This window comes from Mesorhizobium album (assembly GCF_033977205.1).
Taxonomy (GTDB): Bacteria; Pseudomonadota; Alphaproteobacteria; order Rhizobiales; family Rhizobiaceae; genus Mesorhizobium; species Mesorhizobium album.
In genome coordinates, this window is record NZ_JAVIIW010000016.1 from 16776 (window position 1) to 42958 (window position 26183).

Genomic DNA, 26183 nt, shown 5'->3' on the forward strand with positions numbered 1-26183 from the left:
TGTCGGGTTCGAGGTGCCGAGCTCATTTCGGTTTTCAGTTCGCAATGGGGGCACTGGGCCTCAGGCGCCCGCGTGTCTCGTGGCAACGGATTTTCGATGCTATGGCGTGCGGCCGAGTTTTGTTGTTCTTCCATCCACGGAGCTCAGGCTGCTGCATGGTTCGCGCCACAACCGTGCGAGCAGGCGCCGCTTGGCCAGCTACTTTTCGCGCAAGGTATGCTTCGCAGGGTGCCTTATGGCAATGATGCAATGGAGGTTTCGCCGAATTGGAAATTTTCGAAAGGCTTGAAGCGTTGATCGATGCGCCGGGCGCGGAAACGGTCAATGAGGCACGCTCGATGCTGCGTCAATTCGAGGCGGTCGTGACTGCCGACGCGATCCACCAATTCTTGCTGGATCTGATGACCTTGGTGTTTGTGGTGGACGCTGCTCCTCAAAATTATCACGCGCCGGTGCGCAAGCTCGTCAAGGTTCGGCTGGCAATGCTCAAGATGCTTGGCGAAGCCTCGGCGTGAGCATCGGCCAAGCAAGCCTGTCGCGTGGCGCAAGCACTATCAGCCGGATGGCGAAACGGCTGAAAATCTGTCGCGGCTGCACGTTAAATGGCGCGTGCCGCGGATCCGGTGTCGCCGCTCGTCGGTTCGAATTGGATGCTGAAGAGACTCGAATCGGCATTCTGCCATCGTTGGAACGCCAGCCGGAAGGTGACGAACTGGCGATCGCGTAACACTCCGTGCCGGCGAACTTGGCCATGTCCACCTTGGCAAGCTGCCCGCCGGCTTCCGCGACTCCGAATGCCGTGCGGCGGAAGGGCCTGGGGACGACTAGGCATGCAATTTGTCTTCGAGACCTTCCTGGAGCAGCTTTCGGAAAGCGTCGATGAGACGGATTTCCGTGACGCGATGGCGCGTGCTGCCGCGGCATTCGATCTCGTCAAATTCGCCTATCTGTGCCTGCCGCCACGGGCGCCGGGAAAGCCAAGGCTGATCTCGAACTATCCGCCACGCTGGACCGCTCATTACCTGAGCAACCATTATCACGCCATCGATCCGGTGATCGCGCGGGCGCAGGGCGGCCAATGCCCGTTTCTGTGGGGGCTTCACTACAGCCGAACCGGGCTGTCGGATTTCGAGCAGAAGCTCTTCGACGAGGCGGCCGCATTCGGCATCCGCTGCGGTTTGACCATCCCGATCCTCGACAAGCGGGGCAACGTCGCCGCCATGAGCTTTGCCGCCGACGGGCTCAATCCGGCCCTCCTGCGGGTGACCGAGCGCTACCAAGAGGCATTTCGCTTCATGGCGACCTGCTTTCATATCTGCGTCCGCCGCAAGCTCTCGGCCGATCGGGTGGTCAACGGCGTGCAGCTGACGCCGCGCGAATATGAATGCCTGGAATGGGCCGCGCAGGGCAAATCCGCACGCGACATTGCCTCGATTGTTGGCATCAGGCGCCGCACCGCCTCCTTTCACCTGGAAAACGCCAGGAAGAAGCTTGGGCTGCGCACCCGCATGCAGGCCGTGGCGCAATTCTCAGCCGCCAGAACGGGTCTCGGCTGACCAGGCACCTGTACCGCTGTACAGGCTGCTTCGGCCTGACGCCTGGCCTCCAATGGCAGGGTCAATCCTGCCAGGAGGCCGATAATCATGCTGCAGCTCATTGCTCCCGAATGGTACGGCGACTTCGCCGACGAGCTCCACGAAATGCACCGTCTGCGCCACCGTGTCTTCAAGCAGCGGCTGGACTGGGACGTCGACACCAGCGGCGGCTACGAGATCGATCGCTTCGACGCGCTGAAACCACACTATCTGCTGCTGCGCGGCTCAATTGGCAGCGTCGACGGCTGCGTCCGCCTGCTTGCCTCGACCGGGCCGACCATGCTTGGCGATATCTTTCCGACCCTACTGGACGGACAGCCGACGCGGCAGGATCCAAGGATCTGGGAAAGCAGTCGTTTCGCGCTCGACCTGCCGCCGTCGGCCGCCAAGGGGGCAGGCGGCATCGCCGCCGGCACCTACGCGCTCTTCGCAGGCATGATCGAGTTCGGCCTGTGGCGAGGTCTGAGCCGCATCGTCACCGTCACCGACCTGCGCATGGAGCGCATCCTGCGCCGGGCCGATTGGCCGCTCGAGCGGCTCGGCGAGCCGCGCGCGATCGGCCCCACCAAAGCCCTGGCCGGCTACCTCGAGGTCTCAAGCGAACGCCTCGATGCCGTCCGCCGCAATGGCGGTCTTGCCGGTCCGGTGCTGTGGGCGCCGGTCAATCCACGGGGCCGCATGATGGCTTCGCTTCATGCTTCGGGCGGAGATACTTGATGAGCCCGGCAGAACCTGAAGCCGACCGGCCGGACTGGCGCGATGAGCGGTGCTATGACTACACCCTTGAGCTGACGCGGCGCGGCTGGGCCTGGGAATTCCTGCGGCGCAATCCGGCCTTCCGGCATGATCTGTCCCACGCATTGGAACGGGCCAGGTCTGTCGATCAGCGGCCGTCGCTCGACGTCATTTTATCCTCCGCCGACCTGTCGCGCTGGGGGCTTTTGTTTCGCGTCCTCGATCCACCATGACGCAGCCACGTTCTGGTGCCCGAGCCGATGCCCTCAGGTGTTGCCGGTCGTCGCCGAACAGGTGTCCTCCTCGCCGGCGATGCCGGCGTTCGAACCGGCGAGTCTTCCCTGCCGTGCGAGTGTGCTCAGGCTGGTTGACGGCACCCAGCATCTCCTGCTGCACAGCGCCAGCCGGCAGCTTCAGCTCGCCGTTTCGGGGTCGAGTATCCTCGGCCCCGTTCGGCTGCGCGCCGATGCGGTCTGGCCGGCCGGTGAGTGGCGGCAACGCCTCTGGGCGCTCAAATGCCTCAATAGTCTCGTTGCAGGGGGACGCTTGCCGAAAAGACTGTTTGCGCCGGAAGCGCGCGGTCGTCGCCTGCGCTTTGTTCTGCGGGCTCTTGACGGCTCAGTTGCGGGCGCCTCGTACCGAGACATCGCCGAAGCCCTGATTGGTCAGACGCGTGTGCGGGCCGACTGGACGGATCCGCGCGACCATCTGCGCGATCGCATCCGACGTGCCGTGGCACGGGCTCGCGTGCTCATGAATGGCGGATATCTCGACTTTCTTGCCTGACGTGTCTTGCGCCGTATAAGTGCGTCAGCTGGTGAACAGCTCCCTGTAGCCCGTCGTTACCATCCAGTTCGCCCGGTCGAGATGGCTGCGGGCCGCATTGCGGGCCCGTTCTGGTTCGCGCTCCGGATCGATGCCGAGGATCAGATCGGCCATCTCCTCGTAGCTGGCGTCATCGGCGGCGGCATCCAGCAAGCGCATATATATGGTGAAGTGCTCCTTGTCGTAAGCCGTGAGGCTGTCCGACCATGGCGCTTCATCCGCTACCGGCACGGTCGAGTGAGGCTGCAACATCGCTGGTTCCATCTCCAAGAGCGGTCTCGCAAAACCCGTCCGCGAGTGGATTGAGACGCTTGGTGTGGAATACATATTATAGTTGATAAACTCAAGGAGCCTGATCCGCTGACTTCTCACGCATGGACATGCGTCAGATGGTCGGTCGGAATGTGATAAGGATCAGACTGAAGAAAGGTCTGACGCAGGAACAGCTCGCCGAAGTTTCCGGCTTCAGCCAGCAGTATATCAGCGGTCTGGAGAAGGGCCGCCGCAATCCGACGATCGTCACCATCTATGAACTGGCATTGGCGCTTGGCGTCAGCCACATGGATCTGGTTCGTCCCGACAACTAATCGATCTTGGCGTGCAAATTGCTGGGCACCTGCGCGCCTGAAGGCGCGCATCGGGTGCTCGTGAACCGAGCCCGCTTGTCTTCGCGTCGCTCAGGCGGTCTCGGCCATTCGGCTTCGCCCCCTGGCGCGGGCAGCCCTTGCGGGCTGTGCCGGTCGCCGCCCCAGGGCGGCGTTGTTTTTTGATTTGCCTTCCCGGCGGCGCGGTGTGGGCGGCTCTCCCTTCTAGGCCCGCCGCGGCGGCCCGCAACCCTTCGCTCGCGCTCCGGGTCCTCCACTTGCGTTCCGGTCCTTCGGATGCAGGCCACCTCTGACGGCGGGCCTTTCCGGTCGTTTTTCGCCGCCCACCCCGCTTTGCGGGGAAGGGCGCGGCGAGATTGGCGAGCGGAGATTTAATTATGCGCAAGACCGGCAAACATAGTGCTAGCGGAGAAGTTGGCGGCAAGAAGGGCGAGCCGCTTAAGCGCAGCCTTTATTCCGAGATCACAGACCGCATCATCGCCGATCTGGAGCGGGGTTGCGTGCCTTGGGTGAAGCCTTGGGGCAGCGCCAAGGCCAGCCTTGGCCTGCCGAAGAATGCCGCCACGGGACGCGGCTATTCCGGCATCAACATCCTGATCCTGTGGGGCGCGGTCATCGAACACGGCTATGCCGGCCAGAACTGGCTCACGTTCCGGCAGGCACTTTCCCTTGGCGGCAATGTCCGCAAAGGCGAGCACGGCACGACCATCGTGCATGCCGATCGCTTCATCCCGAAAAACGAGAAGGAACGCGCCAAGGCGGAAGATACCGAGCCGCAGGCGGTGCCGTTTCTCAAGCGCTTCACCGTCTTCAATGTCGCGCAGTGCGAGGGCCTGCCCGACGCGCTTTACAGCCAGCCCGAGCCGCTGCCCGAACGCCAGATCATCCCGCATGCCGAGGCGCTTGTTCGCAAAACCGGTGCCGATATCCGCATCGGCGGCGACCGCGCCTTTTACATGCCGTCTGCCGATTTTGTTCAACTGCCGCCGCAACCGGCGTTCTTCGAGCAGATCAACTATTACCGAACCTGCTTCCACGAGCTTGGCCACTGGACCGGGCACCCAACACGGCTTGCCCGTGACCTCTCCGGCTCGTTCGGCACCAAGGCCTATGCCCGCGAGGAACTGGTGGCCGAGATCACGGCTGCCTTTACCTGCTCGAGCCTCGGCATCGCGCCGACCGTACGTCACGCCGATTATATCGCTTCATGGCTCGAGGTGCTGCGCGAGGACAACCGCGCCATTTTCCGCGCTGCCAGCCTTGCCTCGAAAGCCGCCGATTTCCTGCTGGCCTTCCAGACGGATGCCGAAACCAAGATGCGGGGAGCGATCGCGGCATGAGCGCTCCCGATCCCGTTGCGCTGCACAGCGAGCCGACGCCGGACGCCGAGCAGATGCCCGTTCCCGATGTCCGTCCGGCCGACCTTCCTTCGCCCGCCGAAGCGGGCGTCGCGAAGGTGGGTCACCACCCGCGACCGGCTTGACCTTTTGATAGACGCGCCGATGCGCCCGCGCGCGGCGCAGGAAGACGCTCGATTTCGACCTCGTCGATGAAGCCAAACGAAACCAGCTCGACCTGTTCCGAGCCAGTGCGACCTGTTCTTACAAGGAGGCTTTGCCATGATCCTGATCACCGACGAATTGCGCGCCCGCCTGCTTGCCAATGGTGCCGCCAAAATCGAAACCGACCATGTTCCGGTCGTCAAACTGTTCAATCCGGTCGGCGCCGCGACTTGGCTTCTGAGCGAACTCGACGCCGACGGCGACACGCTGTTCGGGCTTTGCGATCTCGGCTTCGGTTACCCGGAACTCGGCAGCGTCAGCCTCGCCGAACTGCAAGCCGTCAAGGGACCGCTTGGCCTCGGCATCGAGCGCGATCTCTGTTTTCGTGCGCGATTTCCGCTCTCAGTCTATTCCGAAGCCGCGCGCCTTGCCGGGCACATTACCGAGGCCGAGCGGCTTTTGCGGCAGGCCGCCGCCGCTCTCGAAATCCCCACTCCCGAGCTTCCGCCAGACCGGGCGGAATGACCGCGCCGCCAGGCGCAAACGTCCCGCCGCTCGGCCTGCTGGCCTCGCGGTGGGGCTTTTAAAAGCCCAGACAAAGGAGAAAGACCCATGCAGCTTGCCCATATTTCCATCGACCAGTTGAGCGTTTCCGCCATCAACATGCGTCATTCAAGGCGCGCGCCAGACATATCCGACATCCTGCCGTCGGTCAGGGCGCGCGGCGTGCTCGTGCCGCTTCTGATCCGGCCCAATGGCACGCCGGACAGCTTCGAAATCGTCGCCGGGCGGCGGCGCTATTTCGCAGCCAAAACGGTCGCCGACGAGCGCGGCGAGGCCGAACCGCTGCCCTGCGCCATCATGGAAGAAGGCGACGATGCCGATGCGCTGGAGGCCTCGCTCATCGAGAACATCGCCCGCCTCGACCCTGATGAAGTCTCGCAGTGGGAGACCTTTACGCGGCTGATCAAGGAGGGGAGGGGCATCGCCGACATTGCCGCCACCTTCGGCCTCACCGAGCCTCAGGTGAAGCGCATTCTGGCGCTCGGCGACCTGTTGCCGAAGATACGCGAAGCCTATCGCCGCGAGGAGATCGACACCGAAACGGTGCGGCATCTCACCATGGCTTCCAAGGCGCAGCAGAAGGACTGGCTCGCGCTTTATGCCGACCCCGATCAATATGCGCCACGCGGCTGGCAATTGAAGCAATGGCTGTTCGGCGGCCAGTCGATTTCGACCAAGGTGGCGCTGTTTCCAATCGAGGACTATCCCGGCCTGATCGTCTCCGACCTGTTCGGCGAGGACAGCTATTTCGCCGATGCCGACCTGTTCTGGCAAAAGCAGAACGAGGGCATTGCCGCCAGGCGCGAGGCCTATCTGGAAGCCGGTTGGATCGACGTGGTCGCGCTCGAACCGGGCCAGTATTTCCATTCGTGGGACTACGAAAAGACGCCGAAGAAGAAGGGCGGCAAGGTGATCATCACCGTCTCGCAGCGCGGCGAGGTGGAATGTCATGAGGGCTACCTGTCGCGCAAGGAAGCCCGCCGCGTCCGCGCAGAAGGCGACTTTGGTGAGGAAGCCGAACCGCGTGCCAAACCGTCGCGTCCCGAGTTGAGCGGGCCGATGCAGAACTATGTCGATCTCCATCGTCACGCCGCCGTGCGCGCCAGTCTGCTCGATCATCCGGGCATCGCTCTGCGCCTGATGGTGGCGCATGCGATTGTCGGCTCGAGCCTGTGGGCGGTACGCCCCGAACCGCAGCGCGCGGCCAACGAAACGGTGGCCGCCAGCATCGCCGCTTGCAAGGCCGAAGCGGCGTTTGCCGAGAAGCAACGCGAGGTTCTGACCCTGCTCGGTTGTGTCGATGAGGATGGTCCGGTGACCAGTGGCAATGGCGACGACTTTGCGCTGGCCAGCGTCTTCGCCCGTCTGCTGGCACTCCCACACGACGATGTCCTGCGCGTTCTGGCGCTGGTCATGGCCGAGACGCTTTGCGCGGGCAGCGCGATTGTCGAAGCGCTCGGCAATCATCTTGGCCTCGATATGCGCGGCCATTGGCAGGCCGACGATGCCTTCTTCGAGCTGTTGCGCGACAGGCAAGTCGCCACCGAAATCCTCGCCGATGTCGGCGGCAGGCTCGTCGCCGATGGCAATTCTTCGCAGAAGCTGAAGACGCAAAAGAAGATCATTCGCGACTTCCTTTGCGGCGAGAACGGCAGGCAAAAAGTCGACGACTGGCTGCCGCGCTGGATGGCATTCCCGGTGTCGAGCTACACGGACCGTGGTGGTTTCCGCACCGCCGATCAGTGGGCGAAGGTCCAGACGCTGTTCATGTCGGAATGATCCTCGCATGGCGGGCGGCGACGTTTTCTGGCGTCGCCGCTCGTGCGCCAACCGGGCAGCATTTATCGCTCGGCAAAGTCTCCTGTAGACCGCAGCGCCGGTCCGGTTTCAGCCGCGCGCACCGGTCGACGGGCTTTCGAAAACACCCGGCCCGCTGGTGGCAATCTGGCGCTTTGTGCCTGGTACGATAGCGCTGGCACGGCGCTGGAGCGTCCGCAAACCTGTCCTCGGCCAACTTCTGCCTGGCTACCGCGACCGCGTCTTCGCGACATCTCCTTTTGCTCGTGCGAGCACCATTCCCCTGCCGCTGGCTTGATGACCTATGGGCGGATCCGGCCCGCCCGAAACCCTCGGCCAGCAGCTTTTTTCCCCGCCGCCTGCGGCGGCTCCTCGCGCCCGCTTCGCTTCAAAAAAGCTGCCCGCTCGGGTCCTCCGCTGCCGCTGCGGCCCTCCGGGTTCAGCCGGCCCGGACGCGCCCATCACGGTCCGCCATCGCAGGGGAATGGTCCCCGGCGACAAGCAAAAAGGAGACTTTCAGATGACCGCGATCGGATACGTTACCAAGCAGGACAATGGCGGCTACAAAGGCCAGCTCAAGACGCTCAGCGTCCGCGCCGACATCGCCATCGTGCCCAACCAGTCAAAGAGCGCCGACACCCATCCCGACTTTAGGGTGCTGACCCAAGGCGTCGAGGTCGGTGCCGGCTGGATCAGGATCGGCGAGGCATCCGGCAAGGACTATGTGAGCCTGTCGATCGCAGCACCGGAGTTCGGCCCGAGAAAACTCTACGCCAATCTCGGCCGCGCCGCCGGCCAGGATGACGACGACACCTTCGCCATCATCTGGAACCCGGCCGACTGACGCAACAGGCCCCCGCGCCACCGGCGCGGGGGCTCTTTCAGCCGAACTGAGCCAGCCCGAGGGGCGGCGAAAACTCGCCGTTGACTCTTCGCCCGTCCCGCAAGCGCTTTTCCTTGCCGATCCTCCCACCGTCTTCAGCCGACGAAACGAGGATCATCATGGACGACGAAAACGAACGCGCCGCCCGCGCCAAGAAGGGCAGTCCGTTCCTCAACACCGCGCAGGCCGCTTTCTATGTCGGGCTCTCTCAGCGGACTTTGGAAAAGATGCGGCTCAAGGGCGGCGGCCCGCAATTTCGCAAGCACGGCCGCTTCGTCCGCTACCACATCGACGAGCTCGACGCCTGGTCGAAAGGCCAGCCGAAGGGCTTTGACGCCGATGACAATCGCGCAGGCCAGCCATGATCGCGCGGCCTTCTCTTCATCTGATCGGCAGCCGGTTGCGGCGCGTTCGCGCGCGCAAGATGCTTGCCGCGGCATGCATCGGCCTTGGCCTGATCGGCTTCACCGCTTTCGTCAAGCCGACGCCCGTACTGGTCTGGAATGCCTCGGCCAGCGCGCCAATTGGGCTCTATGGCCTTGGCCTTGGTGCCGCTCGCGCCGGCGATTTCGTGCTTGTCCGCTTGCCCAAAATGGCCGCTCACCTCGCCGACCAACGCGGCTATCTGCCTCGCAACGTGCCGCTGGTGAAGCGTATCGCCGCACTGCCGCACGAGCATGTCTGCGCCTTCAATGACGCCATCATCATCGGCGGCGAGATCGTGGCACGCCGCGTTCCGGTCGACACGCAAGGCCGAACCTTGCCTTGGTGGAACGAATGCCGGGCACTCGCCGGCGACGAAGTTTTCCTGATCAATGGCGAGGCTCCCGGCTCCTTCGACAGCCGGTATTTCGGGCCGGTGCCGGCCGCCAATATCGTTGGGAGGCTCGTGCCGCTATGGACCGAGTGACCCTCCTGATTTTGGGCATGGTGTCGATTGCACCATGCGCCTGTTCCGCCGCGACCGGCGCACAGCCGGCCGCCATCTCCCAAGGTCCGCTACTGGCAAGATGGCAAGAGTTCGTTGCCGAGGCAAGCCAGCGCTTCAGTGTTCCACAGTCCTGGATTTATGCCGTCATGGATGCCGAAAGCCGTGGGCAGACCATGCTCAACGGTCGGCCGATCACTTCACGAGCCGGTGCGATTGGGCTGATGCAGGTGATGCCCGACACCTATGAGGAACTGCACGTCGAGCATGATCTCGGAGCCGACCCGCACGATCCGCGCGACAATATTCTGGCCGGTACAGCCTATCTGCGCGCCATGTATGATCGCTTCGGCTTTCCTGGGCTGTTCGCAGCCTACAACGCCGGGCCGGATCGATATAAGGCGCATCTGGAACGCGGCAAGCCGCTGCCGAGAGAGACAGTTTTGTATCTCGAACAGCTTAAGGCGGCGGGTGTTTCGGCGGCCGACATGGATCAGTTCAAGCGCAAATCTCGACCGCCAAAAGCGCCGAAAATCTCCTTAGGGCGCGAATTGTTTTTCCTGAGGGACGGCGTTTCGGCGGGCGGTTCGAGTGGCGGAATTCTGGTGCCGCTCGGGTCTCAGCCAAGTGGGTCAGCGCGGCCGGACGGCAGATGAGGGCAAGGTGCTGGGCGGGGCGGGTGGGGGCACGCTATTGGCCCCGGTCGGGGCGGTAGGTTATCTCTCTCTGACTGCCCATTGTGGCACCGCCTCTGCGGCGTCAAGGACGAGCGGTCCCCCCAATTTTGCCGCCGGACGCTGAAGCGTCCGACGACCAAATCGGCTCCGGCCGCACGCCGCCTTGCGGTCGCTAAAGCGATCCTTGACCCCCTCGATGCGCCGGTGCGGGCCCCTTCCGTCAGAGAACGAAAGGAGATTTTCATGACACATCGCAAAATCGTCAGCATCGACGGCGGCAGTGCAGAATATTGGCGGCAGCGCAAGCTGGGCTTCCTGCTCATCCATGAGGCCGAGTGGGCGCTTTCGCGCCTGAATCGGGCGCCGATGTACCTCCACGGCGGCTATGACGAGAACGGCGACGTCATCGCCATCGAAAACCTGCGGCCATATGCCGACATGGAGGACGCGATCCGGGCGATCGAGGCGAACGAGACGGCCCTCAGCATCCTGGTCGCGCAACGCCGCACCAAGATCGGCGACCATGAGGTCAAGGCAATGATCCGGGAGCTTAAGGATCGGGACCGCGACTAAAGTCGAGACGAGAGACGGCATCCGCCGCCTCTCGTCCTATGTCGCCACCGCGAAATTCCGATCGCGCGGCCGCATCTCGGCGGCCCGTCGCCCGCCGTTAGGCGCCGAGCTCGAAGTAGCGCATGGACCACCGGAGGCAACAATCCGCCCGTGAGCTTGGCTTATGTACGACTGAAATGAATCATGCCGTCTTTACTACGATGGAGTTGGAATTGAGCAATTGATATTGATGAATTATTGCAGGTTGATGGGGTGTCTAATTGGTAGGCAAGATAAAGGTACCGCCTCCATGAGGCGGTCAAGTGTTTGTCTGCACATTGTTTTCCCAGGAGGCACCCTGCGGCGCCAAGAGGCCGCGGGGCGCAAGTCTGGTGATTTTGCTGCAGTGTTTCGGGAGGCTGGCGTGAAAGACGACGAGTTCAAGCCAAGGCTCGGCAAAATCGGGTCGCGAGGCTCGAGAGCATGGCAGCGGTTCGCCAATCAACTTCGGGCCGCTATCAACCGAGCCGGTGGCAAGTCTTGGCGCGGCAGTCATTTCACTGGAAGCCGGGAAGGGCGCGGCGGAGCGGCCGCCGCGCTGCTGAAATCCCGTGATCGCTATGCCGCCTTTCGCCAGCGACGGGTTGTGATCAAGGCGCGGGTGGTCAAGCTGGCCGGCAAGGGTGTTGACGGCGCGCGCGCACACCTGCGCTACCTCCAGCGCGACGGCGTTACCCGGCAAGGCGAGCCTGGCCAACTCTATGGTGCCGACAAAGATCGGGTCGATGGCAAGGCGTTCATCAATGGTGCCGACGGTGACCGGCATCAGTTCCGCTTCATCGTCGCAGCCGAAGACGGCTTCGAGTATGACGATCTAAAGCCGCTCACGCGGCGCCTCATGGCGCAGATGGAGGAAGATCTCGGCACGAAGCTCGACTGGGTTGCCGTCGACCATTTCAACACCGGCCATCCGCATACGCATATCATCGTCCGAGGGAAGGACGACCGCGGCGAGAATCTTGTCATCGCACCCGACTACATCTCCTCTGGTTTGCGAGAGCGCGCGGCTGAGCTGGTCAGCCTCGACCTCGGTCCACGCACCGACCGGGAGATCGAGCAGCGCCTGCGCCATGAGATGGAACAGGAGCGTTTCACCAGCATCGACCGGCAGCTGCTTCGAATGCGCGATGACGATGGGCTTGTTTCGGCGGCCAGCGGCGACGCTTTTCGCCAGACGTTGCACCAAGGCCGCCTGCGAAAGCTCGAGCGGATGGATCTTGCAGCGGAGATCGGCTCCGGCCGCTGGCGCCTGGACGATGAGCTCGAAGCAACGCTGCGTCGGTTGGGCGAGCGCGGCGATATCATCAAGACCATGCATCGCGCGCTGGCGAGCAAGGGACTCGCGCGCAGTGCAGCCGATTGTTTGGTCTACGATGCGGGACAGAATGCCAAACCTGTGGTCGGCCGCATTGTCGCACGAGGGCTGAGCGACGAGATCAATGACAGGCACTATCTCATCGTCGACGGCGTGGACGGCAAAAGCCACTACATCGACATCGGCAAAGGCGAGGCCACCGAGCCGATGCCTGACGGCTGCATCGTTCGTGTCATGCCGCGAAGCACGGAGCCCAGACAAGTTGACCGGAGCATTGTCGGGATCGCTGCAGCGAATGGCGGGCGCTACAACGTCGATATTCATCTGAGGCAGGACCCTTCCGCTACCGAACGCTTTGCCGAGACGCATGTCCGGCGGCTGGAAGCGATCCGGCGAGCCGCCGGCGGCTTGGAGCGCCAGCCGGACGGAACCTGGATCATCGCGCCGGATCATCTCGATCGTGTTGCGGAATACGAGCGCGATCGCGCGAAGGCGGAGCCAGTCCTGGTCGATAAGGTCTCATCGCTGCCGCTGGAGAAGCAAGTCAGTTTCGACGGTGCCACCTGGCTCGACCGGGAACTGGTTTCCGACAAACTCGAAGGGTCGCGCAACTCTGGATTTGGCCGCGAGTTACGAGAGGCGCAAGCCCGCCGGCGGCAGTGGCTGATTGCTCAAGGACTCGCGCACGAAGAGCAGGACCGGATCGTCTATCGCGCCAACATGATTTCTATATTGCGCCAGCGTGAGCTGAACCGCGTTGCTGGTCAGCTCTCGGACGAACTCGGGCTCTCCTATTTCGAAGCAAAGCCTGGAGATCGACTGGAAGGCAAGATGCTCCGATCGATCGAGCTCGCTAGCGGGAAATACGCCGTCATCGAAAAGTCGCGTGAGTTCACTCTCGTGCCGTGGCGGCCAGTGCTTGACCGACATGTAGGCAAGGAGGTCTCCGGGATCATGAGCGGGGAGGGGATTTCATGGACCATCGGTCGACAAAGGAGCGGACCGAGTGTTTCGTGACTTGGTTGGACGGAGTCGCCGCTGGCGTTTGGTCCAAGAGGTTGCAGTCGACGACAGAAGTTAGCCGACAAATCTAATTAGGCCGAAGCTTATGGTGAGGTAAGCGACTGATAAGGCAACATTATCATTCGTTTTAGTCGCGCGACAGGCTGTGCGTTTTGATGCGAAAATCATGGCGAAAAGCGCACGTGAGCTTTACCCTCCAAACACATGATTCGCCTCGATCCCGCGACCGCCAATCCCGCTCCGCCGCCGACTATCCCGGCCTGGGCGCTCGCGGCCAATGGTGCCATGCATGACGCAGACGCCGCCTTCCGGGCCGGCGCCGCGCTGGCTTCGCTCGACAGCCTCGCCCGCGCGCAGCCTGCCTGGTCCGGCGCCTGGCGCCAGCGGCTGGCGCTTCGCTGTGCTGCCGCGAGCATGCGGCTCACAGGCCGAGCCGAGGACGCGGCCGCCTTGCGCGATGCTTGGCAGCTTTGCCCGCCCGGCGCCGATCCCGGTCCCGCAGGCGCCATTTTTGGGACCTGGCGCCAGCTGGCGCTGCAGCCGCCGGCGGTCAGCGCCGATCGGCTGGCAAAGGTGGCCGAGATGCTCGGGCTCGCCTGGGATGAAGAGGCGCTCGCCGACCTCTGCACGCAGATCGAGGACGTGGCGGCCGCGGGGCGGCCTGCGCCGTTCGCCGCGGCGGCAATCGCCACCCGAGTCGTCTCCATCCGGCCGGATGCCGAGCTTCTTGCCTGGTGGCTCGCCGACTTGGTGCTGGCGCAAAGTCTGCGCTGGCCACAATCGCTGCCGCTGTTGATGGCGCAAGCTTTTGGCCCGGCCTTCCGAACCGAGGCCGGCGGCGGCAAGCGCATTCGACCCGGGGACAAAGGTTTTGAACGCTCGGTGTGCGTCGCCCTGGTTCAAGCAACAATCGATGCCTGCCGGCTGGCGGCGGAGCTGTCGCGCCGCGCTGAAAAACTCCTGGCGGTGGCGCCAAAGCTGCGCGCCAAGGCCGCCGGCGACGTGATCTTTTTGCTGCTCAATGAAGATGCCGTTAGGGGCTCGCTGACGACCAAAAAACTGTCGCGTTTTGCGGCGCGACGGCTGTTCGAACGGCTGCAGCAACTGGATGCCGTGCGCGAGCTGTCGGGCCGCACCAGCTTCCGGCTGTTTGGGCTGTAGCGATGAGCCAAGCTTCCGTTCGCCGCAAGCCAAACGAGCAGCCGGCGCTGCTGGACACCGAGCTCGAGCACCTGCCGCCGGAACTGCGCTGGCGCGAGTGGATGGGGCGCGTCGAAGCGGTGATCTTCGCGGCCAGCGAACCGGTGCCGCGCGACGTTCTGGCGCGCGTCGTCGGCAAAAGCTGCAATCTCGACCTGGTCATCGACGACATTCGAGCCGAGCTCGCCGGCCGCCCTTATGAGCTGGTGTCAGTCGCCGGCGGCTGGCAGCACCGACCAAGAAGGTTTTTGGCGACGCCATCCGTTCCGCCTTCGGCGCACCCGCGGGGCAGGGGACAAAAGAACTGTCGCAGTCGGAGGCTCTTGTCCTCATGTGCATCGCCTATTTCCAGCCGATCACGCGCGGCGAGCTTGTCTTCCTTCTTCGGCAAGGAGGTTTCGCGCGATCTGATCGGCGTGCTCCGCGCGCAGGATCTGATCGCCTCGGGCCCGCGCAGCCCGCAGCCGGGCGCGCCCTACACCTATGTGACGACCAAAACCTTCCTGTCGCAGTTCGGGCTCGACACGCTGCGCCAGCTGCCGGATTTCGAGGCGCTCGAGGACGCAGGGCTGCTGTCGAAGGACAAGCTGCTGGCCGGTGGTATTCCAGCCGGGTTGGCTGACGGGGAGGGCGAGGACGATGTCGTTGAGGAGCAGGTGCCGTAAGCGGGGCGTTTTCGCCTTGCGGCCAGAGAGAGGGGCGATCACTCAGGACCAGGAGGACTGGTCGTGCGGCAGCCGGTGATCGGGGTCGTGAACCGTGACATGATCGCCGTCGACAAGATTGGCCGGAAAGATCACTAGGTTGGTGCCGCCGGCATGACGCAGCGACGGGAACAGGATGCCGCGAAGCCCGGCCGTGATGATCAGGTCGGCGAGCTTCCACGATGGCGGGATTTTCTTGTCGATGCGGGCGATCTGCCGCCAGGCGCAATCCCATTCCTGCCAGGCGCCGTCCCAGCTGTCCGGGTCGAATCCCTGCGAAAGGTCGGCCACTTCGGCGAGCGTGATCTCGTAAGCCGCAAGGGTGGCCGGCGGGGTGATGCTGGCGCCCTGCCTGTATTCATCGAGCGCCGCCTGGGCCGAACTGGGACAGGTAAAGCGCTTCGACGCCGGGCCGATTGAAGCGCCCGCCGTCAATCGCCGCGCCTGCACCACTGGTGGGCAGGAAGGCCCATTTCGGTGTCAGATAGCGATGGAAGATCTCGTCCGGCCCGACGCGGGTGACCTTCACCCGCGCGCCCCGTTCTCGAGATCCCGAATGAAGGCCAGGACTGCTTCGGCCTTACCGTCGGCGACGAGCTCGGCCGCCGTGCGATGGCCATAGTCGGCGATCGGTTCGTTGCGATACCAGTAGATCGCCTTGTCGACGTCGCCGGTGAGCTCGGTCGCAGCCGAGATTACTTTCACCAGCTCGCGCATCCGGCCCTGCAGGCGTTCCGATGCGGGGTTGCTAAGCGTGTTGCGGTGGACGCCGGTCAACTGCGCCAGATTGGCCACTTTCACGCCAAGCGCCTGCGACAGGCGCTTCGGCGAAATATAGGGCGTACGTGGCTCCTGCAGACTATCGACAAAGCCGGAGACCATCGCATTGTGAGTTAGCAGCGTCATGACGAAACCTCGGAATTCATCATGCACAATATATGCACACAAAAACGCATATCAAGCGCCTCTCAGTTCGGCGTATTTTTCTAGGGGTGTGGCGGAAAGTCGGTTTTGGGGCCGTCAAGCAACCGGCAGCTTTCGCGCGAGACAGGTCAGTGCGGGCATTCCTAGTGCTGCCTGGCGACGGCATTTCTCGTATACAACTGCAGCGACCAAGCCATCATCGCCACGCGTTAGCAACTCGTGGACATGAAATGGACGTGATCGCCTAGTCCGCGAAAGGATGATCCGTTGTGTGTCACTCCAGTAGCGATTCTGGGCCAGACGGCCGATGAGGAGCGCGCCGCTACGATCCTCCACCATCATCTCTGTCGCCGCCGTGGCATCGGCAAAAGCGAGCAGCCCTTCCCAATCCTGTTCGACACCAACGTCAGGCGCCTTAGTCCCCGTATGCAACAGAAGTCCCAGCCAAGGTGACGTCGGACGATCAGACGTTGCATCGCTGCGCGCCAAGCAGCAAGACCGTCTGCACTGCGGTCGGCCACCATGCCGAAATGTTCCAGCACGATCATCGTGTCCGGAAACGCCCTCGCGAGTGCCAGCGCCATGTCCATCTGCGGCCAGTAGAGCTGAAGGTCGAAACTCAAGCCGAGGGGCGCAAGGCGGGCAAAGCCTCGTCGCCATTGCGCGCTTTCCATCAGATCGGGGGCCGGCGCGCTGCAAAGGTGTGGCTCGTCGTGCCAATTCAAGATCTGGCGGATACCGCGCACGCGCGGAAAGCCGGCATGGGCTTCCAGAAGGCGTTCGACACCAGGTGTAGACAGATCGGCATAGGCAACGATTGCGTCCGGCATGCCCTCCTGCCTGGCCAATGCGCTGAGCCAGCGTGTCTCATCGAGCGGATCGTGCGGATTGCGGCCATTCTGGACGTGGACTGTCTTGACGATACCGAGGTCTTCCATATCGCGACGGTAGTCGGCCGGAAGGTAGTCGCGGCGGATTGGTCCGAGGTCCCCTTCCAATGGCTGGGGCCGGTCGGAATCGAGCCAAGGATAGGCGGCATCGGAGAGGCTTTGGAAATGCTGGTGCGTATCGACGATCGCCCAGCTTTCTTCGATGGATGTCATCCGCGCTTTCTTGTCCACTGGTCGGCGAAGACAGCGAGGATAACGACCGCCCCCGACGCCACGTATTGCCAGAACGATGGCACGTTCATCAGTGTCAGCCCGTTCTGCAGGGCGCCCAGCGTCAGCGCGCCGATAAGCGATCCCAGCGGATTGCCCACCCCGCCGAACAGGCTCGCGCCGCCGATGACCGCCGATCCAATCGCCTGCAGTTCGAAGCCGCTGCCGCCGATCGGCTCGGCGGCGCCGATGCGCGCGATCAGCACAAAGCCGGCAAGGCTCGAAAGCACTCCGGAGATCGTATAGACCGTGACCTTCACCCTCTCGACGTTGACGCCCGACAGTCTCGCCGCCTCCTCGTTGCCGCCGATGGCGATGATCTGTTCGCCGAGCGCGGTGTAGCGGACGAGCAGAAAGGCGAGCGCGGCAACCGCCAGCGCCAGCAGTACGGGAGTCGGGATATCGAGCAGCCGTCCGGCGAAGATGGCGCGGAACTCCTTGGATAGTCCATAAATCGGCTGGCCATCGGTGTAGATCAGCGCGGCGCCCCTGTAGATGCTGAGCGTGCCGAGCGTGACGATGAAGTCGGGCAGTTTGACCTTGGCAATCAGCAGCCCGTTAAGAAGGCCGCAAATAAGCCCGACCAGGAGTCCCGCGCCGACACCCACCAGAAGTCCATGCGAGAGCATGTCCGCCGCCACCATGCTGGACAGCCCGACCACCGATCCCACCGATAGATCAATGCCCTTGGTCATGATGACGAGCGTCATGCCCACCGCGATCACGGCGTTGATCGACGACTGGAGCATGATGTCGATGAGGTTCGACGGCTGGTAGAAGGTGGTGTTCAGCACCGAGAACACCACGAACAGCGTCACGCAGCCGATCGCCACACTCGCCTTGCGCAACGCATCGCCACGCCTCGAGCTCGCGAGGGGCTTTTTCTCGGCCGCATCCGTCCGGGGCAGGGAACTCAGTTCGGTCACGAATTGTCCTCTCTGGCAGCGAGCTCGATCAGCCGCTCCTCGGTCAGGGCGGCGTCGTTGGCAACAATGGTGTGCAGGCGCCCGCCACTCACGATGCCGATGCGGTGGCAGATAAGCAGGAGCTCAGGCAGCTCAGAAGACACCACCAGCAGCGCCGCCCCATCGGCTGCAAGACGGCGCAGCAGCGCATAGATCTCCGCCTTGGCGCCGACATCAATCCCGCGCGTCGGTTCATCGAAGAGGAACACGCGCGCGCCGGTCGCGAGCCAGCGGGCGATGACAACCTTCTGCTGATTGCCGCCCGACAGGTTGCGCATCTCGGTGCTGATCGAGGCCGGACGGACGTGCAGCTCATCGACATAGCGTTTGACCGAGCGCCGCCGTTCCGAGCCCTTGATCACGCCAAGGGACGTGAAGCGGTCATGGTTGCCAAGGCCGAAATTGCGCTCGACATCCATCATGGGAACGATCGCATGACCTCTTCGGTCCTCGGGGATCAAGGCGATGCCGGCCCGCATGGCATCCGCTGGGGTGCCTGGCGTGACAGGTGCGCCAGCGACGACGATTTCTCCAGCCGACACTTCGTCGATGCCGAAACAGGCGCGCAGAATAGCGGAGCGCCCGGAGCCGACGAGGCCCGACAACCCGACGATCTCTCCTGCTTTGATGGATAGGTTGACATCGCGCACGCGGGAGCTCGATAGGCCGCGCAATTCCAGCAACGCGTTGGTTTGAACCTGCGCCGGTTTTTCGGCGCTCATTTCGCGCGACAGCTCGCGGCCGGCGATCAACTCGTTCAGCCTGGCTTCGGAATAGTCGCCGATCGGACCGGAGGCAACGACCTCGCCGTCGCGCAGGATCGTCACATGATCGGCTATGGCCCGGATTTCTTTCATCCGATGCGAGATGTAGACGATCGCCTTGCCTGCCGCCTTAAGGCGCCGAATTACGCCGAACAAGCTGTCCTGCTCCGCCGGCGTCAGGCTGGACGTTGGCTCGTCGAAGGCGATGATGCGCCCGCCACGGGCGAGTGTGCGGCTGATCTCCACCAATTGTCTGTCGGCCATGCCGAGTGCGGAAACGGGCGTGGCGATGTCGAGGTGGGGAGCGAGATCGTCGAGGATCGCTCGCGCCTCGCGACGGAAATCGGCGCGAGGAACAAGCTTCAAACCTCGTGTCCGGCCGAGGAAAATGTTCTGGGCAACGTCGAGCTGCGGCACCAGGCTGAGCTCCTGACTGACGAGGCCGATGCCCATGGCCAGCGCACTGCGCGGCCCATCGATACGCACGACACCAAGCGGGTCTAGCGCGATTTCGCCTTGGTCCGGCTGCACGATGCCGAACATGACCTTCATCAGCGTTGACTTACCGGCGCCGTTCTCTCCCAGAAGGGCGTGAACCTCACCTCCGCGCAGATCGAGATCGACGCCTTTCAGCGCCTGGACGCCGGCGAAGCGCTTGGCGATGCCGGTCATCCGAAGTGCGGGAGGACGGCTTTCGCCGTCCTCTGCCTGGGAGAATGCTTTAAGCAACGCCAGTGCCTCAGTTGGTCTTGGGATCGGGAAAATCTTTGACGTTGTCCTTGGTGATGACAGCCTGGGGCGACAGGATCCACTGCGGAATAGGCTGGCAGCCGAGAAGACGGAGCGCCATCTGCACGCCAAGCTGGCCTTCCTCAAAGGGGAACTCCGCGACCGTGGCGCGCATCTCGCCGGCGCCGACCGACTTCTTGGCTTCGCGGATACCGTCAGTGCCGACCACCGCGACCTTTTCGAGACTACTGCCACCGGTCACGGCTTCAACCACGCCGAGCGCCATGCCGTCATTGTTGGCATAGATGCCGGCCAGGTCGGGCGTTTGACGCAGGATATTCGAGGTCGCGTTAAGCGCCGTTAGCCGGTCCCAATTACCGGGCTGGCTCGCGACGAGTTCAAGATTGGGATATTTCTTGAGCTCTTCCTTGAAGCCCTGGATGCGCAGGCGCGCATTGGGAGAACCAGCGGCGCCCTCGATCTGCGCGACCTTGCCGCCGTTGGGATGAGTCTGGTGCAGGAAGGTAGCCGCCTTGGCGCCGATGGCGACCTGGTCGGTGCCGATATAGGTGCTGGCGCCTTCGGTTCGCGCATCGTCGATGATGATGGTGGGAACGTTGGCGGCGCGTGCCGCTTCGATCACGGGCGCCAGATTGGAATCGGACTGCGGTGAAAGCAGCAGCGCATCAGGCTTCTGCGACAGCACCGTCTGCGCGAGGTTGAGCTGCTCGATCATCGAGCTCTCATCTTTGGCGGCTTGCACGTCGACGCTGATCTTGTATTTCGCGGCCTCCGCCTTCGCGCCGGCTGCGACGTCCTGCCAGAATTCGTTGATGAGCGTCTTGGTCACGTAGGCGAAATGCAGCTCCTTCTTGGGCGCAGGCACCGCGCCGAATTCCTTCTCGAGGGCCGTCGATTCGATCTTGTCCATCTTGGCCGTCGGATAGGCCGGGCAGCTGTCGTCGGCGAATGCAGGGACCGCGCCGAAAAGCGCGATTGCCGTCGAGGCGGCGAATATGCCGCTGATGCGTAACTTCATTGAAATTCCTCCCGTTGGGTGCCGGATCAAATCCGGCGCATCCTCTTGCCTAAGACTCGAGCGCTGAGGGGCGCATCACAGCACGCCTCCACGCGCTCCGGCTGTTCACGACTTCACCGTGTTGCAGCAAGTTGAAAACTAGAGCATGCCATCTGTTAGATACAAATTAGAAGCCCTATTCGATTCTTTAGCCAGGCTTAAAGAAAAATGGTATGGCAAGGGAGATCCTTGCGCGTTGGATAAGAGATGCAGATACCGGTCAAGGCCATTTGGGTCTTTCATGCCGCCGCCCAGGCGGGCAGCATTTCGCGCGCTGCAGAGGAGTTCGGGGTGACGCCTTCGGCCGTCACCCAGCAGATCCAAGCGCTTGAGGTTCAACTCGGCGTCAGCCTGCTGACAAAGATGGGCCGGCGCGTGGTTCTGACAGAAGCGGGTGAGCGCTACTACGCTACCATCACCGACGAGATCGAGCGCATAACCGAGGCCACGAGCACGATCCGCGGCTACCGCTCGGTGACGATGCTGACGGTGCGGGCCACGCCGACGCTCTCCAACAAATGGCTGTTGCCTCGCCTTGCCAATTTTCTCGATCGGAATCCGGAACTTGAGATCCGCCTTGACGGCACGAACGAGCCGACTGACTTCAACCGCGAGCTCGTTGATCTTGAAATAAGGCACGGAGACGGCCGCTGGCCGGGCCTTTTTGTCGAGGGAATGGCCGAGGAGACCTTCATTCCGGCTTGTGCGCCGGCGCTTGCCGCTGAAGCCAGCCTGAAGGTCGAGGACCTGACCCGTTTCAGGCTCATTCATTCCGTGAAGTCGCAGGCGCAATGGCCGGCCTGGTTCAAGCTCGCCGGCGCGCAGCCGGCCAATAGATGGCGACGGGTCCTGTTTGACCGCTCCCACATGGCCATCGACGCGGCGTTGGACGGAATGGGGATAGCTCTGGAGAGCAGCATGATGATGGAGCGGGAGCTGCGCGAAGGTCGGCTTGTCTGTCCCGTACCCGATCCGCCGTCGTTGCGCATTGTGACCCAGTGGATCGTCTGCCCGCGTGATCATCTGCGGCAGAAGAAGGTTCGGATTTTCCTGGATTGGCTACGGGCGGAACGAGACGGGACGAAGGCTCAGTAATCGCCATCGCAAGCTCGGTGATCGGCGATGCGTCAGTTTTTCGATTGCTTGATTACTTCACGGCTTTCTGTATTTGTGTGAAAAATCCTGAAAGCCGGAAGGTCGTCATGCTGTCTCGTTTCGCCACTCGATTGAACTCGTTCGCATCGGCGCCGCACCTTCAATGGCCGGACCTCGTCGGCAAGCCGACGATGATGCAGATGGCGGAGCGCGCCGCGACCGTCAGCGGCCTGACCGACCTCGATCTGAATTTTCCCGACCATGTTTCCGGGGAGCCCGAGAGCATTGCCCGGCGTATCGGCGACCTAGGGCTATCCATCAACGGCCTTGCCATGCGCTACTACACCAATCCGGCGTTCAAGCGCGGAGCCTTCACCAACCCGGAGGCATCGGTAAGGCGCGAGGCCATCGACCTGACCAAGCGCGGCATTGACGCCGTGCGCGCCATGGGGACAGATTTGATGACCATCTGGCTCGGCCAGGATGGGTTCGACTACAATTTCCAGCTGGATTATGGCCAGGTCTGGGATTGGGAGATAGCCGGGATACGGGAAGTTGCCGCGCATGATCCCGATTGCCGCATCAGCATCGAGTATAAGCCTGATGAGCCTCGCGCCCAGTCCTTGCTGCGGGACGCGGCGACGACGCTGCTTGCCATTAGTGAGGTCGGCCTGGCCAATCTCGGGGTGACGATCGATTTCGCGCACGCGCTTTACGCCGGCGAGCAACCCGCGCTCGTCGCCCATCTGATCCACCGCCGCAGCCGGCTACTAGGAGTCCATCTCAACGACGGCTATGCCAAGCGCGATGACGGGTTGATGGTAGGCGCGGTGCATCTGCGCTCCACCCTTGAGCTGCTTCACCAGATTCGCCGGGACGGATTTGACGGCGCACTCTACTTCGATACCTTTCCCGACACGAGCGGCCTCGACCCGGTCGCGGAATGCGAGGCCAACATCGCAACCGTGCGGCGCCTGGTCGAAATCGCCGAAGGCCTGGCAGGCGATAACGGCCTTGCGGATGCGTTGGCCCGCCAGGACGGGGTCGCCAGCCAGAGGATCGTGAACAGGGCCTTGATCGGCGCGTAGGCGGCTTGAATGATGATATCGGAGGAAAACGCATGAGCCTTCCGCTTGCCGATCCAAGAACGATCGGCCCGCGCATCCGCATGATGATGCCCCATCTCACCCCACTGGAGGGACGCGTGGTCGACATGATCCTCGGCCGGCGCGACTTCGACCAGAGCACGTCACTCAAGGCGGTGGCCGAAGACGCCGGTGTGTCTGAGGCCATGATCGTCAAGATCGCCAAGAAACTTGGCTTTGACGGCTTCAAGGATTTTCGGACCGGTCTTGCCGACTATAACCGCCTGCCGACCGCGGAGCTTCACGAGGAACTTTCGCCCGACGACACCGATGCCGAGATCGCCCGCAAGGTCTTCCGGACCTCGGTCCACGCGCTGGAAGAGACGCTTGCCATCCTCGACCCCCAGGCGCTGGAACGGGCTGCCGACCTTATCTTCGGCGCACGCCATCGTGACCTCTATGGAGTCGGCGGCTCGGCGCAGATCGCGCGTGACGTCGCACACAAGCTGCTGCGCATCGGCGTTCGCACCAGCGTGTTTGACGATGCGCACATGATGTTGATGTCCGCTTCGCTCCTAGGAGAGGGGGATGTCGCCATTGCCATTTCACATTCGGGGACAACCACGGCCGTAATCGAGTCCATTGAACTGGCGCGCCGGCGCGGCGCGCGGACCATTGCGCTCACCAACTATGCGACGTCGCCGCTCGCCACGATCGCCGACGTCGTGCTTTGCTCGACGGCCCAGGGCTCCCCGCTGCTTGGGGAGAATGCCGCCGCGCGCATAGCACAACTGATCATATTCGATGCCGTCTTCGCGGCCGTCGCGCGGCGCGACCTCAAGGCGGCTGAGCGCAACCTCGCCGCTACGATGGGCGCGGTCGCAGGCAAGCGGCGTGGCGCATGAATACCGCGCCGTGTCCCGTCGTCGTCGCGGTCGGCAGTCTTCACTACGACATCATGGTCGACGCGCCTGACCGTCCGCGCAAAGGCGAGACGGTGACCGGCTTCGGCTGGCGGCCGAAATTCGGCGGCAAGGGCGGCAATCAAGCCGTCGCGGCGGCGAGAGCCGGCGCCGATGTACGCATGGTCGGCGCCATAGGCGACGACGATTTCGGCCGGTTTCTTCTCGCTAATCTCACCGCCGCCGGCGTCGACGCTTCCCGCATCGCCCACATTGCCGGTCGCGGCTCTGGCATGAGCGTCGCCATATCCGACAGCGGTGGGGATTATGGCGCCGTGATCGTCTCAGGCGCCAACACAGCCCTCGATCCCGGGATCCTCGACGACGCCACGCTTTGGCGAGACGCAGGCGTGCTCATCCTGCAGAACGAAATACCGGATGCGGTAAACCTCGCCGCCGCGAAGGCCGCGAAATCGGCGGGCGTGCCGGTGTGCCTCAACGCCGCGCCGCACCGCTCGCTGACGGACGAATTCATCGCGCTCGTCGACATCATGATGGTCAACGCGATCGAGGCCGAGCAGTTCTGCGGCTGCCCGGTCGGGGATGTCGCCGCGGCGGTCGGAGCGGCCAGGCTGCTCTCCAGTCGTTTTGCCACAGTGGTGGTAACGGCGGGCGGAGACGGCGTGGTCGGCTTGCAGCGCGGCGATGACCCGGTCGTGGTGCCCGCCATTCCCGTCCGGTTGGTCAGCACGCATGGCGCGGGCGATGTCTTCGCCGGAACCTTTGCAGCGGCCATTGCCGCGGGCAGCACTTTCGCGGTGTGTCTCGGTCTCGCCAACCAGGCCGCCGCCAGGCACGTCTCGACCTGACGGCGTGCCGCCCTACGCATCTCAATCTTTAGCGCAGCTAAACGATCAAGCTCACCTTCTAAATTGAGCTAACAGCTCTCCCGCAATACGAATGTAGCGGTTCGGCAAACAGGCCGGACAATCGGCAACAAGGCTTGCCGGGGAGGCAATTGCGCCATTGCGGGAAGGTGTCGAGCGCCTTCGCAGCGTGTCCACGGTGAGCCGGGACACGAAGGCCTTTACGCGCCTCGCCGAAGCCTGAGGTGTGCCGAATTCGGTGATGCGAAGGACACGGACATGAATCTTTATACCCTGCTTGCCGCGCGCGCGGAGCGTGGACGTCCAGTCCGTGTCGGCTTGATCGGCGCCGGAAAATTCGGCTCGATGGTTTTGTCGCAGGCGCAGCGCATCGCCGGATATCATATGGTCGCGGTGGCCGATCTGAACGTTTCCAAGGCGCGAGACTCGCTCGAGCGCGTCGGCTGGCCGGCGGAGCGGTACCGGGCAAAGGATGCTGGCGAGGCGGCGAAGAACGGCACGACCTTCGTCACCGACGACGTCGCGGCGCTGCTTGCCTGTGAGGAGATCGAATGCGTGATCGAGGCAACCGGCCACCCGATTGCCGGAACGCGCCATGCGCTCGCCGCGATCGAGGCAGGCAAGCACGTCGTCATGGTCAATGTCGAGGCCGACGTCATGGTCGGACCGATCCTGGCCGAGAAGGCGCGCCAGAAGGGCGTCATCTATTCCATGGCCTATGGCGACCAGCCGGCGCTGATTTGCGAACTGGTGGACTGGGCGCGGGCGACGGGCTTCGAGGTGACCGCGGCAGGTAAGGGCATGAACTTCGAGCCGCGCTACCGCTATTCCACGCCGGACACCGTCTGGGGTTTCTTTGGATGGACCGAAGAGGAAGTGGCGAAGGGCGACTTCAATCCGAAGATGTACAATTCCTTCACCGACGGGACCAAGGCGGCCATCGAGATGGCGGCGGTCGCCAATGGCACGGGTCTCGACTGTCCCGATGACGGCCTGGCCTTTCCGCCATCCGGCCTGCACGATCTGGCCAAAGTGTTCCGTCCGGCAGCGGACGGCGGGCGCATGGCGCGCTCCGGCCTTGTCGACATCGCCGCCAGTCAGGAGCCGGATGGCCGCGAGGTGTTCAACAACATCCGCTACGGCGTCTTCGTCACCTTCAAGGCGCACAACGAATATGCGCGCGCCTGCTTCAAGCAATATGGGCTACTGACCGATCCGTCGGGCTGGTACGCCTCGATGTGGCGGCCCTTCCACATCATCGGGCTTGAGACATCGGTCAGCGTTCTCTCAGCGGTGCTGCGCAACGAGCCGACCGGATCGTCGAAGGAATTCCGGGGCGACGCGGTCGCGACGGCGAAGAAGGATATGCAGCCCGGGGAGGTGCTTGACGGTGAGGGCGGCTATGCGGTTTGGGCAAACGCAATTCCAGCCTCAATCAGCCTCGAACGCGCAGCGCTTCCGATCGGCCTCGCTCACAATGTGCGGCTCAAGCGCGCCATCAGGAAGGACCAGATCGTCAGCTTCAATGACGTGGAACTGGTCAACGACCTCGACGTCGTGAAGCTGCGCCGCGAGATGGAAGAGCGCTTCCGCCCGACGCCGAGCGTGGCCGCCTGATACAGGAGAGGA

Annotated in this window: 31 protein-coding genes and 1 pseudogene; 24 read left to right on the forward strand and 8 right to left on the reverse strand. The window is 63.3% G+C overall.

The features are described from left to right. Window positions 1-266: 266 nt before the first annotated feature. From RFN28_RS15115 to RFN28_RS15140, 6 genes are all read left to right on the forward strand, one after another. A complete protein-coding gene (locus RFN28_RS15115; RefSeq protein WP_320216573.1) occupies window positions 267-515 on the forward strand; it encodes a hypothetical protein in 249 nt (82 codons plus the stop codon). After that, entirely contained in the window at window positions 512-727 is a 216-nt protein-coding gene (locus tag RFN28_RS15120; protein WP_320288130.1) for a hypothetical protein, read from the forward strand. The genes RFN28_RS15115 and RFN28_RS15120 overlap by 4 nt, the downstream gene beginning before the upstream one ends. A gap of 103 nt (window positions 728-830) precedes the next feature. Further along, window positions 831-1556 (forward strand): LuxR family transcriptional regulator, encoded by a 726-nt coding sequence (locus RFN28_RS15125; protein WP_320288131.1) that lies wholly within the window; start codon window positions 831-833, stop codon window positions 1554-1556. A gap of 87 nt (window positions 1557-1643) precedes the next feature. Continuing rightward, window positions 1644-2312 (forward strand): acyl-homoserine-lactone synthase, encoded by a 669-nt coding sequence (locus RFN28_RS15130; protein ID WP_320288132.1) that lies wholly within the window; start codon window positions 1644-1646, stop codon window positions 2310-2312. Next, window positions 2312-2563: a transcriptional regulator domain-containing protein gene (locus tag RFN28_RS15135; protein ID WP_320288133.1), complete on the forward strand. Its 252-nt coding sequence runs from the start codon at window positions 2312-2314 to the stop codon at window positions 2561-2563. The genes RFN28_RS15130 and RFN28_RS15135 overlap by 1 nt, the downstream gene beginning before the upstream one ends. 37 nt (window positions 2564-2600) lie before the next feature. Next, window positions 2601-3116, forward strand: a complete 516-nt coding sequence (locus tag RFN28_RS15140) for a DNA -binding domain-containing protein (protein WP_320288134.1) — start codon at window positions 2601-2603, stop codon at window positions 3114-3116. Between the two features lie 24 nt (window positions 3117-3140). Here the strand turns inward: RFN28_RS15140 and RFN28_RS15145 are convergent, their stop codons facing one another. Beyond that, window positions 3141-3407, reverse strand: coding sequence for a DNA -binding domain-containing protein (locus tag RFN28_RS15145; RefSeq protein WP_071073338.1), 267 nt, complete (start codon window positions 3405-3407; stop codon window positions 3141-3143). Between the two features lie 122 nt (window positions 3408-3529). Between RFN28_RS15145 and RFN28_RS15150 the strand changes: the two genes are divergently transcribed. From RFN28_RS15150 to scpB, 13 genes and pseudogenes are all read left to right on the forward strand, one after another. Continuing rightward, entirely contained in the window at window positions 3530-3742 is a 213-nt protein-coding gene (locus tag RFN28_RS15150; RefSeq protein WP_320288135.1) for a helix-turn-helix transcriptional regulator, read from the forward strand. A gap of 395 nt (window positions 3743-4137) precedes the next feature. Further along, window positions 4138-5100: an ArdC family protein gene (locus RFN28_RS15155; protein WP_320288136.1), complete on the forward strand. Its 963-nt coding sequence runs from the start codon at window positions 4138-4140 to the stop codon at window positions 5098-5100. Further along, complete coding sequence (locus RFN28_RS15160) at window positions 5097-5243, forward strand: hypothetical protein (RefSeq protein ID WP_320288137.1); 147 nt, start codon at window positions 5097-5099, stop codon at window positions 5241-5243. The genes RFN28_RS15155 and RFN28_RS15160 overlap by 4 nt, the downstream gene beginning before the upstream one ends. Window positions 5244-5379: 136 nt before the next feature. Continuing rightward, window positions 5380-5787 (forward strand): DUF2958 domain-containing protein, encoded by a 408-nt coding sequence (locus RFN28_RS15165; protein WP_320288138.1) that lies wholly within the window; start codon window positions 5380-5382, stop codon window positions 5785-5787. 87 nt (window positions 5788-5874) lie between these two features. Continuing rightward, window positions 5875-7605 (forward strand): ParB/RepB/Spo0J family partition protein, encoded by a 1731-nt coding sequence (locus RFN28_RS15170; RefSeq protein ID WP_320288139.1) that lies wholly within the window; start codon window positions 5875-5877, stop codon window positions 7603-7605. Window positions 7606-8143: 538 nt separating this feature from the next. Next, window positions 8144-8467: a DUF736 domain-containing protein gene (locus RFN28_RS15175; RefSeq protein WP_320222789.1), complete on the forward strand. Its 324-nt coding sequence runs from the start codon at window positions 8144-8146 to the stop codon at window positions 8465-8467. Between the two features lie 158 nt (window positions 8468-8625). Further along, window positions 8626-8871, forward strand: a complete 246-nt coding sequence (locus tag RFN28_RS15180) for a helix-turn-helix transcriptional regulator (protein ID WP_320222788.1) — start codon at window positions 8626-8628, stop codon at window positions 8869-8871. Then, window positions 8868-9416 carry a S26 family signal peptidase gene (locus RFN28_RS15185; protein ID WP_320222787.1) on the forward strand — a complete coding sequence of 183 codons (549 nt, stop codon included), beginning with the start codon at window positions 8868-8870 and terminating at the stop codon, window positions 9414-9416. The genes RFN28_RS15180 and RFN28_RS15185 overlap by 4 nt, the downstream gene beginning before the upstream one ends. After that, window positions 9404-10090, forward strand: coding sequence for a lytic transglycosylase domain-containing protein (locus RFN28_RS15190; RefSeq protein ID WP_320222786.1), 687 nt, complete (start codon window positions 9404-9406; stop codon window positions 10088-10090). Before RFN28_RS15185 ends, RFN28_RS15190 begins: the two co-directional genes overlap by 13 nt. Before the next feature lie 264 nt (window positions 10091-10354). Beyond that, window positions 10355-10684, forward strand: coding sequence for a hypothetical protein (locus tag RFN28_RS15195; RefSeq protein WP_320222785.1), 330 nt, complete (start codon window positions 10355-10357; stop codon window positions 10682-10684). Window positions 10685-11087: 403 nt separating this feature from the next. Beyond that, window positions 11088-13055 (forward strand): relaxase/mobilization nuclease RlxS, encoded by a 1968-nt coding sequence (rlxS, locus tag RFN28_RS15200; protein ID WP_320222784.1) that lies wholly within the window; start codon window positions 11088-11090, stop codon window positions 13053-13055. A 210-nt stretch (window positions 13056-13265) separates the two neighbouring features. Further along, complete coding sequence (locus tag RFN28_RS15205) at window positions 13266-14222, forward strand: DUF1403 family protein (protein ID WP_320288140.1); 957 nt, start codon at window positions 13266-13268, stop codon at window positions 14220-14222. Between the two features lie 2 nt (window positions 14223-14224). Continuing rightward, window positions 14225-14926, forward strand: a pseudogene (scpB, locus tag RFN28_RS15210) (SMC-Scp complex subunit ScpB). A 42-nt stretch (window positions 14927-14968) separates the two neighbouring features. Here the strand turns inward: scpB and RFN28_RS15215 are convergent. From RFN28_RS15215 to RFN28_RS15240, 7 genes are all read right to left on the reverse strand, one after another. After that, the gene (locus RFN28_RS15215; protein WP_320288142.1) at window positions 14969-15400 is read right to left on the reverse strand and encodes an RES family NAD+ phosphorylase; all 432 of its coding nucleotides are present in this window, start codon (window positions 15398-15400) and stop codon (window positions 14969-14971) included. Beyond that, window positions 15324-15494, reverse strand: coding sequence for an RES domain-containing protein (locus tag RFN28_RS34770; RefSeq protein ID WP_347349858.1), 171 nt, complete (start codon window positions 15492-15494; stop codon window positions 15324-15326). Before RFN28_RS34770 ends, RFN28_RS15215 begins: the two co-directional genes overlap by 77 nt. After that, entirely contained in the window at window positions 15491-15871 is a 381-nt protein-coding gene (locus RFN28_RS15220; protein WP_320288143.1) for a hypothetical protein, read from the reverse strand. The genes RFN28_RS34770 and RFN28_RS15220 overlap by 4 nt, the downstream gene beginning before the upstream one ends. A 356-nt stretch (window positions 15872-16227) precedes the next feature. Next, window positions 16228-17010 carry an amidohydrolase family protein gene (locus RFN28_RS15225; protein ID WP_320288144.1) on the reverse strand — a complete coding sequence of 261 codons (783 nt, stop codon included), beginning with the start codon at window positions 17008-17010 and terminating at the stop codon, window positions 16228-16230. Beyond that, on the reverse strand, window positions 16989-17975 hold the full coding sequence (locus tag RFN28_RS15230) for an ABC transporter permease (protein ID WP_320288145.1): 987 nt from the start codon (window positions 17973-17975) through the stop codon (window positions 16989-16991). The genes RFN28_RS15225 and RFN28_RS15230 overlap by 22 nt, the downstream gene beginning before the upstream one ends. Then, the gene (locus tag RFN28_RS15235; protein ID WP_320288146.1) at window positions 17972-19450 is read right to left on the reverse strand and encodes a sugar ABC transporter ATP-binding protein; all 1479 of its coding nucleotides are present in this window, start codon (window positions 19448-19450) and stop codon (window positions 17972-17974) included. Before RFN28_RS15235 ends, RFN28_RS15230 begins: the two co-directional genes overlap by 4 nt. 67 nt (window positions 19451-19517) lie before the next feature. Then, window positions 19518-20546, reverse strand: coding sequence for a sugar ABC transporter substrate-binding protein (locus RFN28_RS15240; RefSeq protein WP_320288147.1), 1029 nt, complete (start codon window positions 20544-20546; stop codon window positions 19518-19520). Window positions 20547-20792: 246 nt separating this feature from the next. Between RFN28_RS15240 and RFN28_RS15245 the strand changes: the two genes are divergently transcribed. From RFN28_RS15245 to RFN28_RS15265, 5 genes are all read left to right on the forward strand, one after another. Then, window positions 20793-21680 carry a LysR substrate-binding domain-containing protein gene (locus tag RFN28_RS15245; protein WP_320288148.1) on the forward strand — a complete coding sequence of 296 codons (888 nt, stop codon included), beginning with the start codon at window positions 20793-20795 and terminating at the stop codon, window positions 21678-21680. A 107-nt stretch (window positions 21681-21787) separates the two neighbouring features. Next, window positions 21788-22768, forward strand: a complete 981-nt coding sequence (locus tag RFN28_RS15250; RefSeq protein ID WP_320288224.1) for a sugar phosphate isomerase/epimerase family protein — start codon at window positions 21788-21790, stop codon at window positions 22766-22768. A 32-nt stretch (window positions 22769-22800) separates the two neighbouring features. Further along, window positions 22801-23670: a MurR/RpiR family transcriptional regulator gene (locus RFN28_RS15255; RefSeq protein ID WP_320288149.1), complete on the forward strand. Its 870-nt coding sequence runs from the start codon at window positions 22801-22803 to the stop codon at window positions 23668-23670. Next, complete coding sequence (locus RFN28_RS15260; RefSeq protein WP_320288150.1) at window positions 23667-24536, forward strand: PfkB family carbohydrate kinase; 870 nt, start codon at window positions 23667-23669, stop codon at window positions 24534-24536. The genes RFN28_RS15255 and RFN28_RS15260 overlap by 4 nt, the downstream gene beginning before the upstream one ends. A gap of 276 nt (window positions 24537-24812) precedes the next feature. After that, window positions 24813-26171, forward strand: coding sequence for an NAD(P)H-dependent oxidoreductase (locus RFN28_RS15265; protein ID WP_320288151.1), 1359 nt, complete (start codon window positions 24813-24815; stop codon window positions 26169-26171). Window positions 26172-26183 lie beyond the last annotated feature (12 nt).

Bases quoted from the DNA above. Each gene is read 5' to 3' on its own strand.
- RFN28_RS15220 (WP_320288143.1), bottom strand. From the start codon at position 15,871: ATGACGCTGCTAACTCACAATGCGATGGTCTCCGGCTTTGTCGATAGT.
- RFN28_RS15265 (WP_320288151.1), top strand. From the start codon at position 24,813: ATGAATCTTTATACCCTGCTTGCCGCGCGCGCGGAGCGTGGACGTCCA.
- RFN28_RS15160 (WP_320288137.1), top strand. From the start codon at position 5,097: ATGAGCGCTCCCGATCCCGTTGCGCTGCACAGCGAGCCGACGCCGGAC.
- RFN28_RS15185 (WP_320222787.1), top strand. From the start codon at position 8,868: ATGATCGCGCGGCCTTCTCTTCATCTGATCGGCAGCCGGTTGCGGCGC.
- RFN28_RS15165 (WP_320288138.1), top strand. From the start codon at position 5,380: ATGATCCTGATCACCGACGAATTGCGCGCCCGCCTGCTTGCCAATGGT.
- RFN28_RS15125 (WP_320288131.1), top strand. From the start codon at position 831: ATGCAATTTGTCTTCGAGACCTTCCTGGAGCAGCTTTCGGAAAGCGTC.
- RFN28_RS15240 (WP_320288147.1), bottom strand. From the start codon at position 20,546: ATGAAGTTACGCATCAGCGGCATATTCGCCGCCTCGACGGCAATCGCG.
- RFN28_RS15180 (WP_320222788.1), top strand. From the start codon at position 8,626: ATGGACGACGAAAACGAACGCGCCGCCCGCGCCAAGAAGGGCAGTCCG.
- RFN28_RS15195 (WP_320222785.1), top strand. From the start codon at position 10,355: ATGACACATCGCAAAATCGTCAGCATCGACGGCGGCAGTGCAGAATAT.
- RFN28_RS15255 (WP_320288149.1), top strand. From the start codon at position 22,801: ATGAGCCTTCCGCTTGCCGATCCAAGAACGATCGGCCCGCGCATCCGC.
- RFN28_RS15135 (WP_320288133.1), top strand. From the start codon at position 2,312: ATGAGCCCGGCAGAACCTGAAGCCGACCGGCCGGACTGGCGCGATGAG.
- RFN28_RS15235 (WP_320288146.1), bottom strand. From the start codon at position 19,450: ATGACCGGCATCGCCAAGCGCTTCGCCGGCGTCCAGGCGCTGAAAGGC.
- RFN28_RS15205 (WP_320288140.1), top strand. From the start codon at position 13,266: ATGATTCGCCTCGATCCCGCGACCGCCAATCCCGCTCCGCCGCCGACT.
- RFN28_RS15260 (WP_320288150.1), top strand. From the start codon at position 23,667: ATGAATACCGCGCCGTGTCCCGTCGTCGTCGCGGTCGGCAGTCTTCAC.
- RFN28_RS15245 (WP_320288148.1), top strand. From the start codon at position 20,793: ATGCAGATACCGGTCAAGGCCATTTGGGTCTTTCATGCCGCCGCCCAG.
- RFN28_RS15130 (WP_320288132.1), top strand. From the start codon at position 1,644: ATGCTGCAGCTCATTGCTCCCGAATGGTACGGCGACTTCGCCGACGAG.
- RFN28_RS15155 (WP_320288136.1), top strand. From the start codon at position 4,138: ATGCGCAAGACCGGCAAACATAGTGCTAGCGGAGAAGTTGGCGGCAAG.
- RFN28_RS15145 (WP_071073338.1), bottom strand. From the start codon at position 3,407: ATGTTGCAGCCTCACTCGACCGTGCCGGTAGCGGATGAAGCGCCATGG.
- RFN28_RS15170 (WP_320288139.1), top strand. From the start codon at position 5,875: ATGCAGCTTGCCCATATTTCCATCGACCAGTTGAGCGTTTCCGCCATC.
- RFN28_RS15175 (WP_320222789.1), top strand. From the start codon at position 8,144: ATGACCGCGATCGGATACGTTACCAAGCAGGACAATGGCGGCTACAAA.
- RFN28_RS15150 (WP_320288135.1), top strand. From the start codon at position 3,530: ATGGACATGCGTCAGATGGTCGGTCGGAATGTGATAAGGATCAGACTG.
- RFN28_RS15190 (WP_320222786.1), top strand. From the start codon at position 9,404: ATGGACCGAGTGACCCTCCTGATTTTGGGCATGGTGTCGATTGCACCA.
- RFN28_RS15250 (WP_320288224.1), top strand. From the start codon at position 21,788: ATGCTGTCTCGTTTCGCCACTCGATTGAACTCGTTCGCATCGGCGCCG.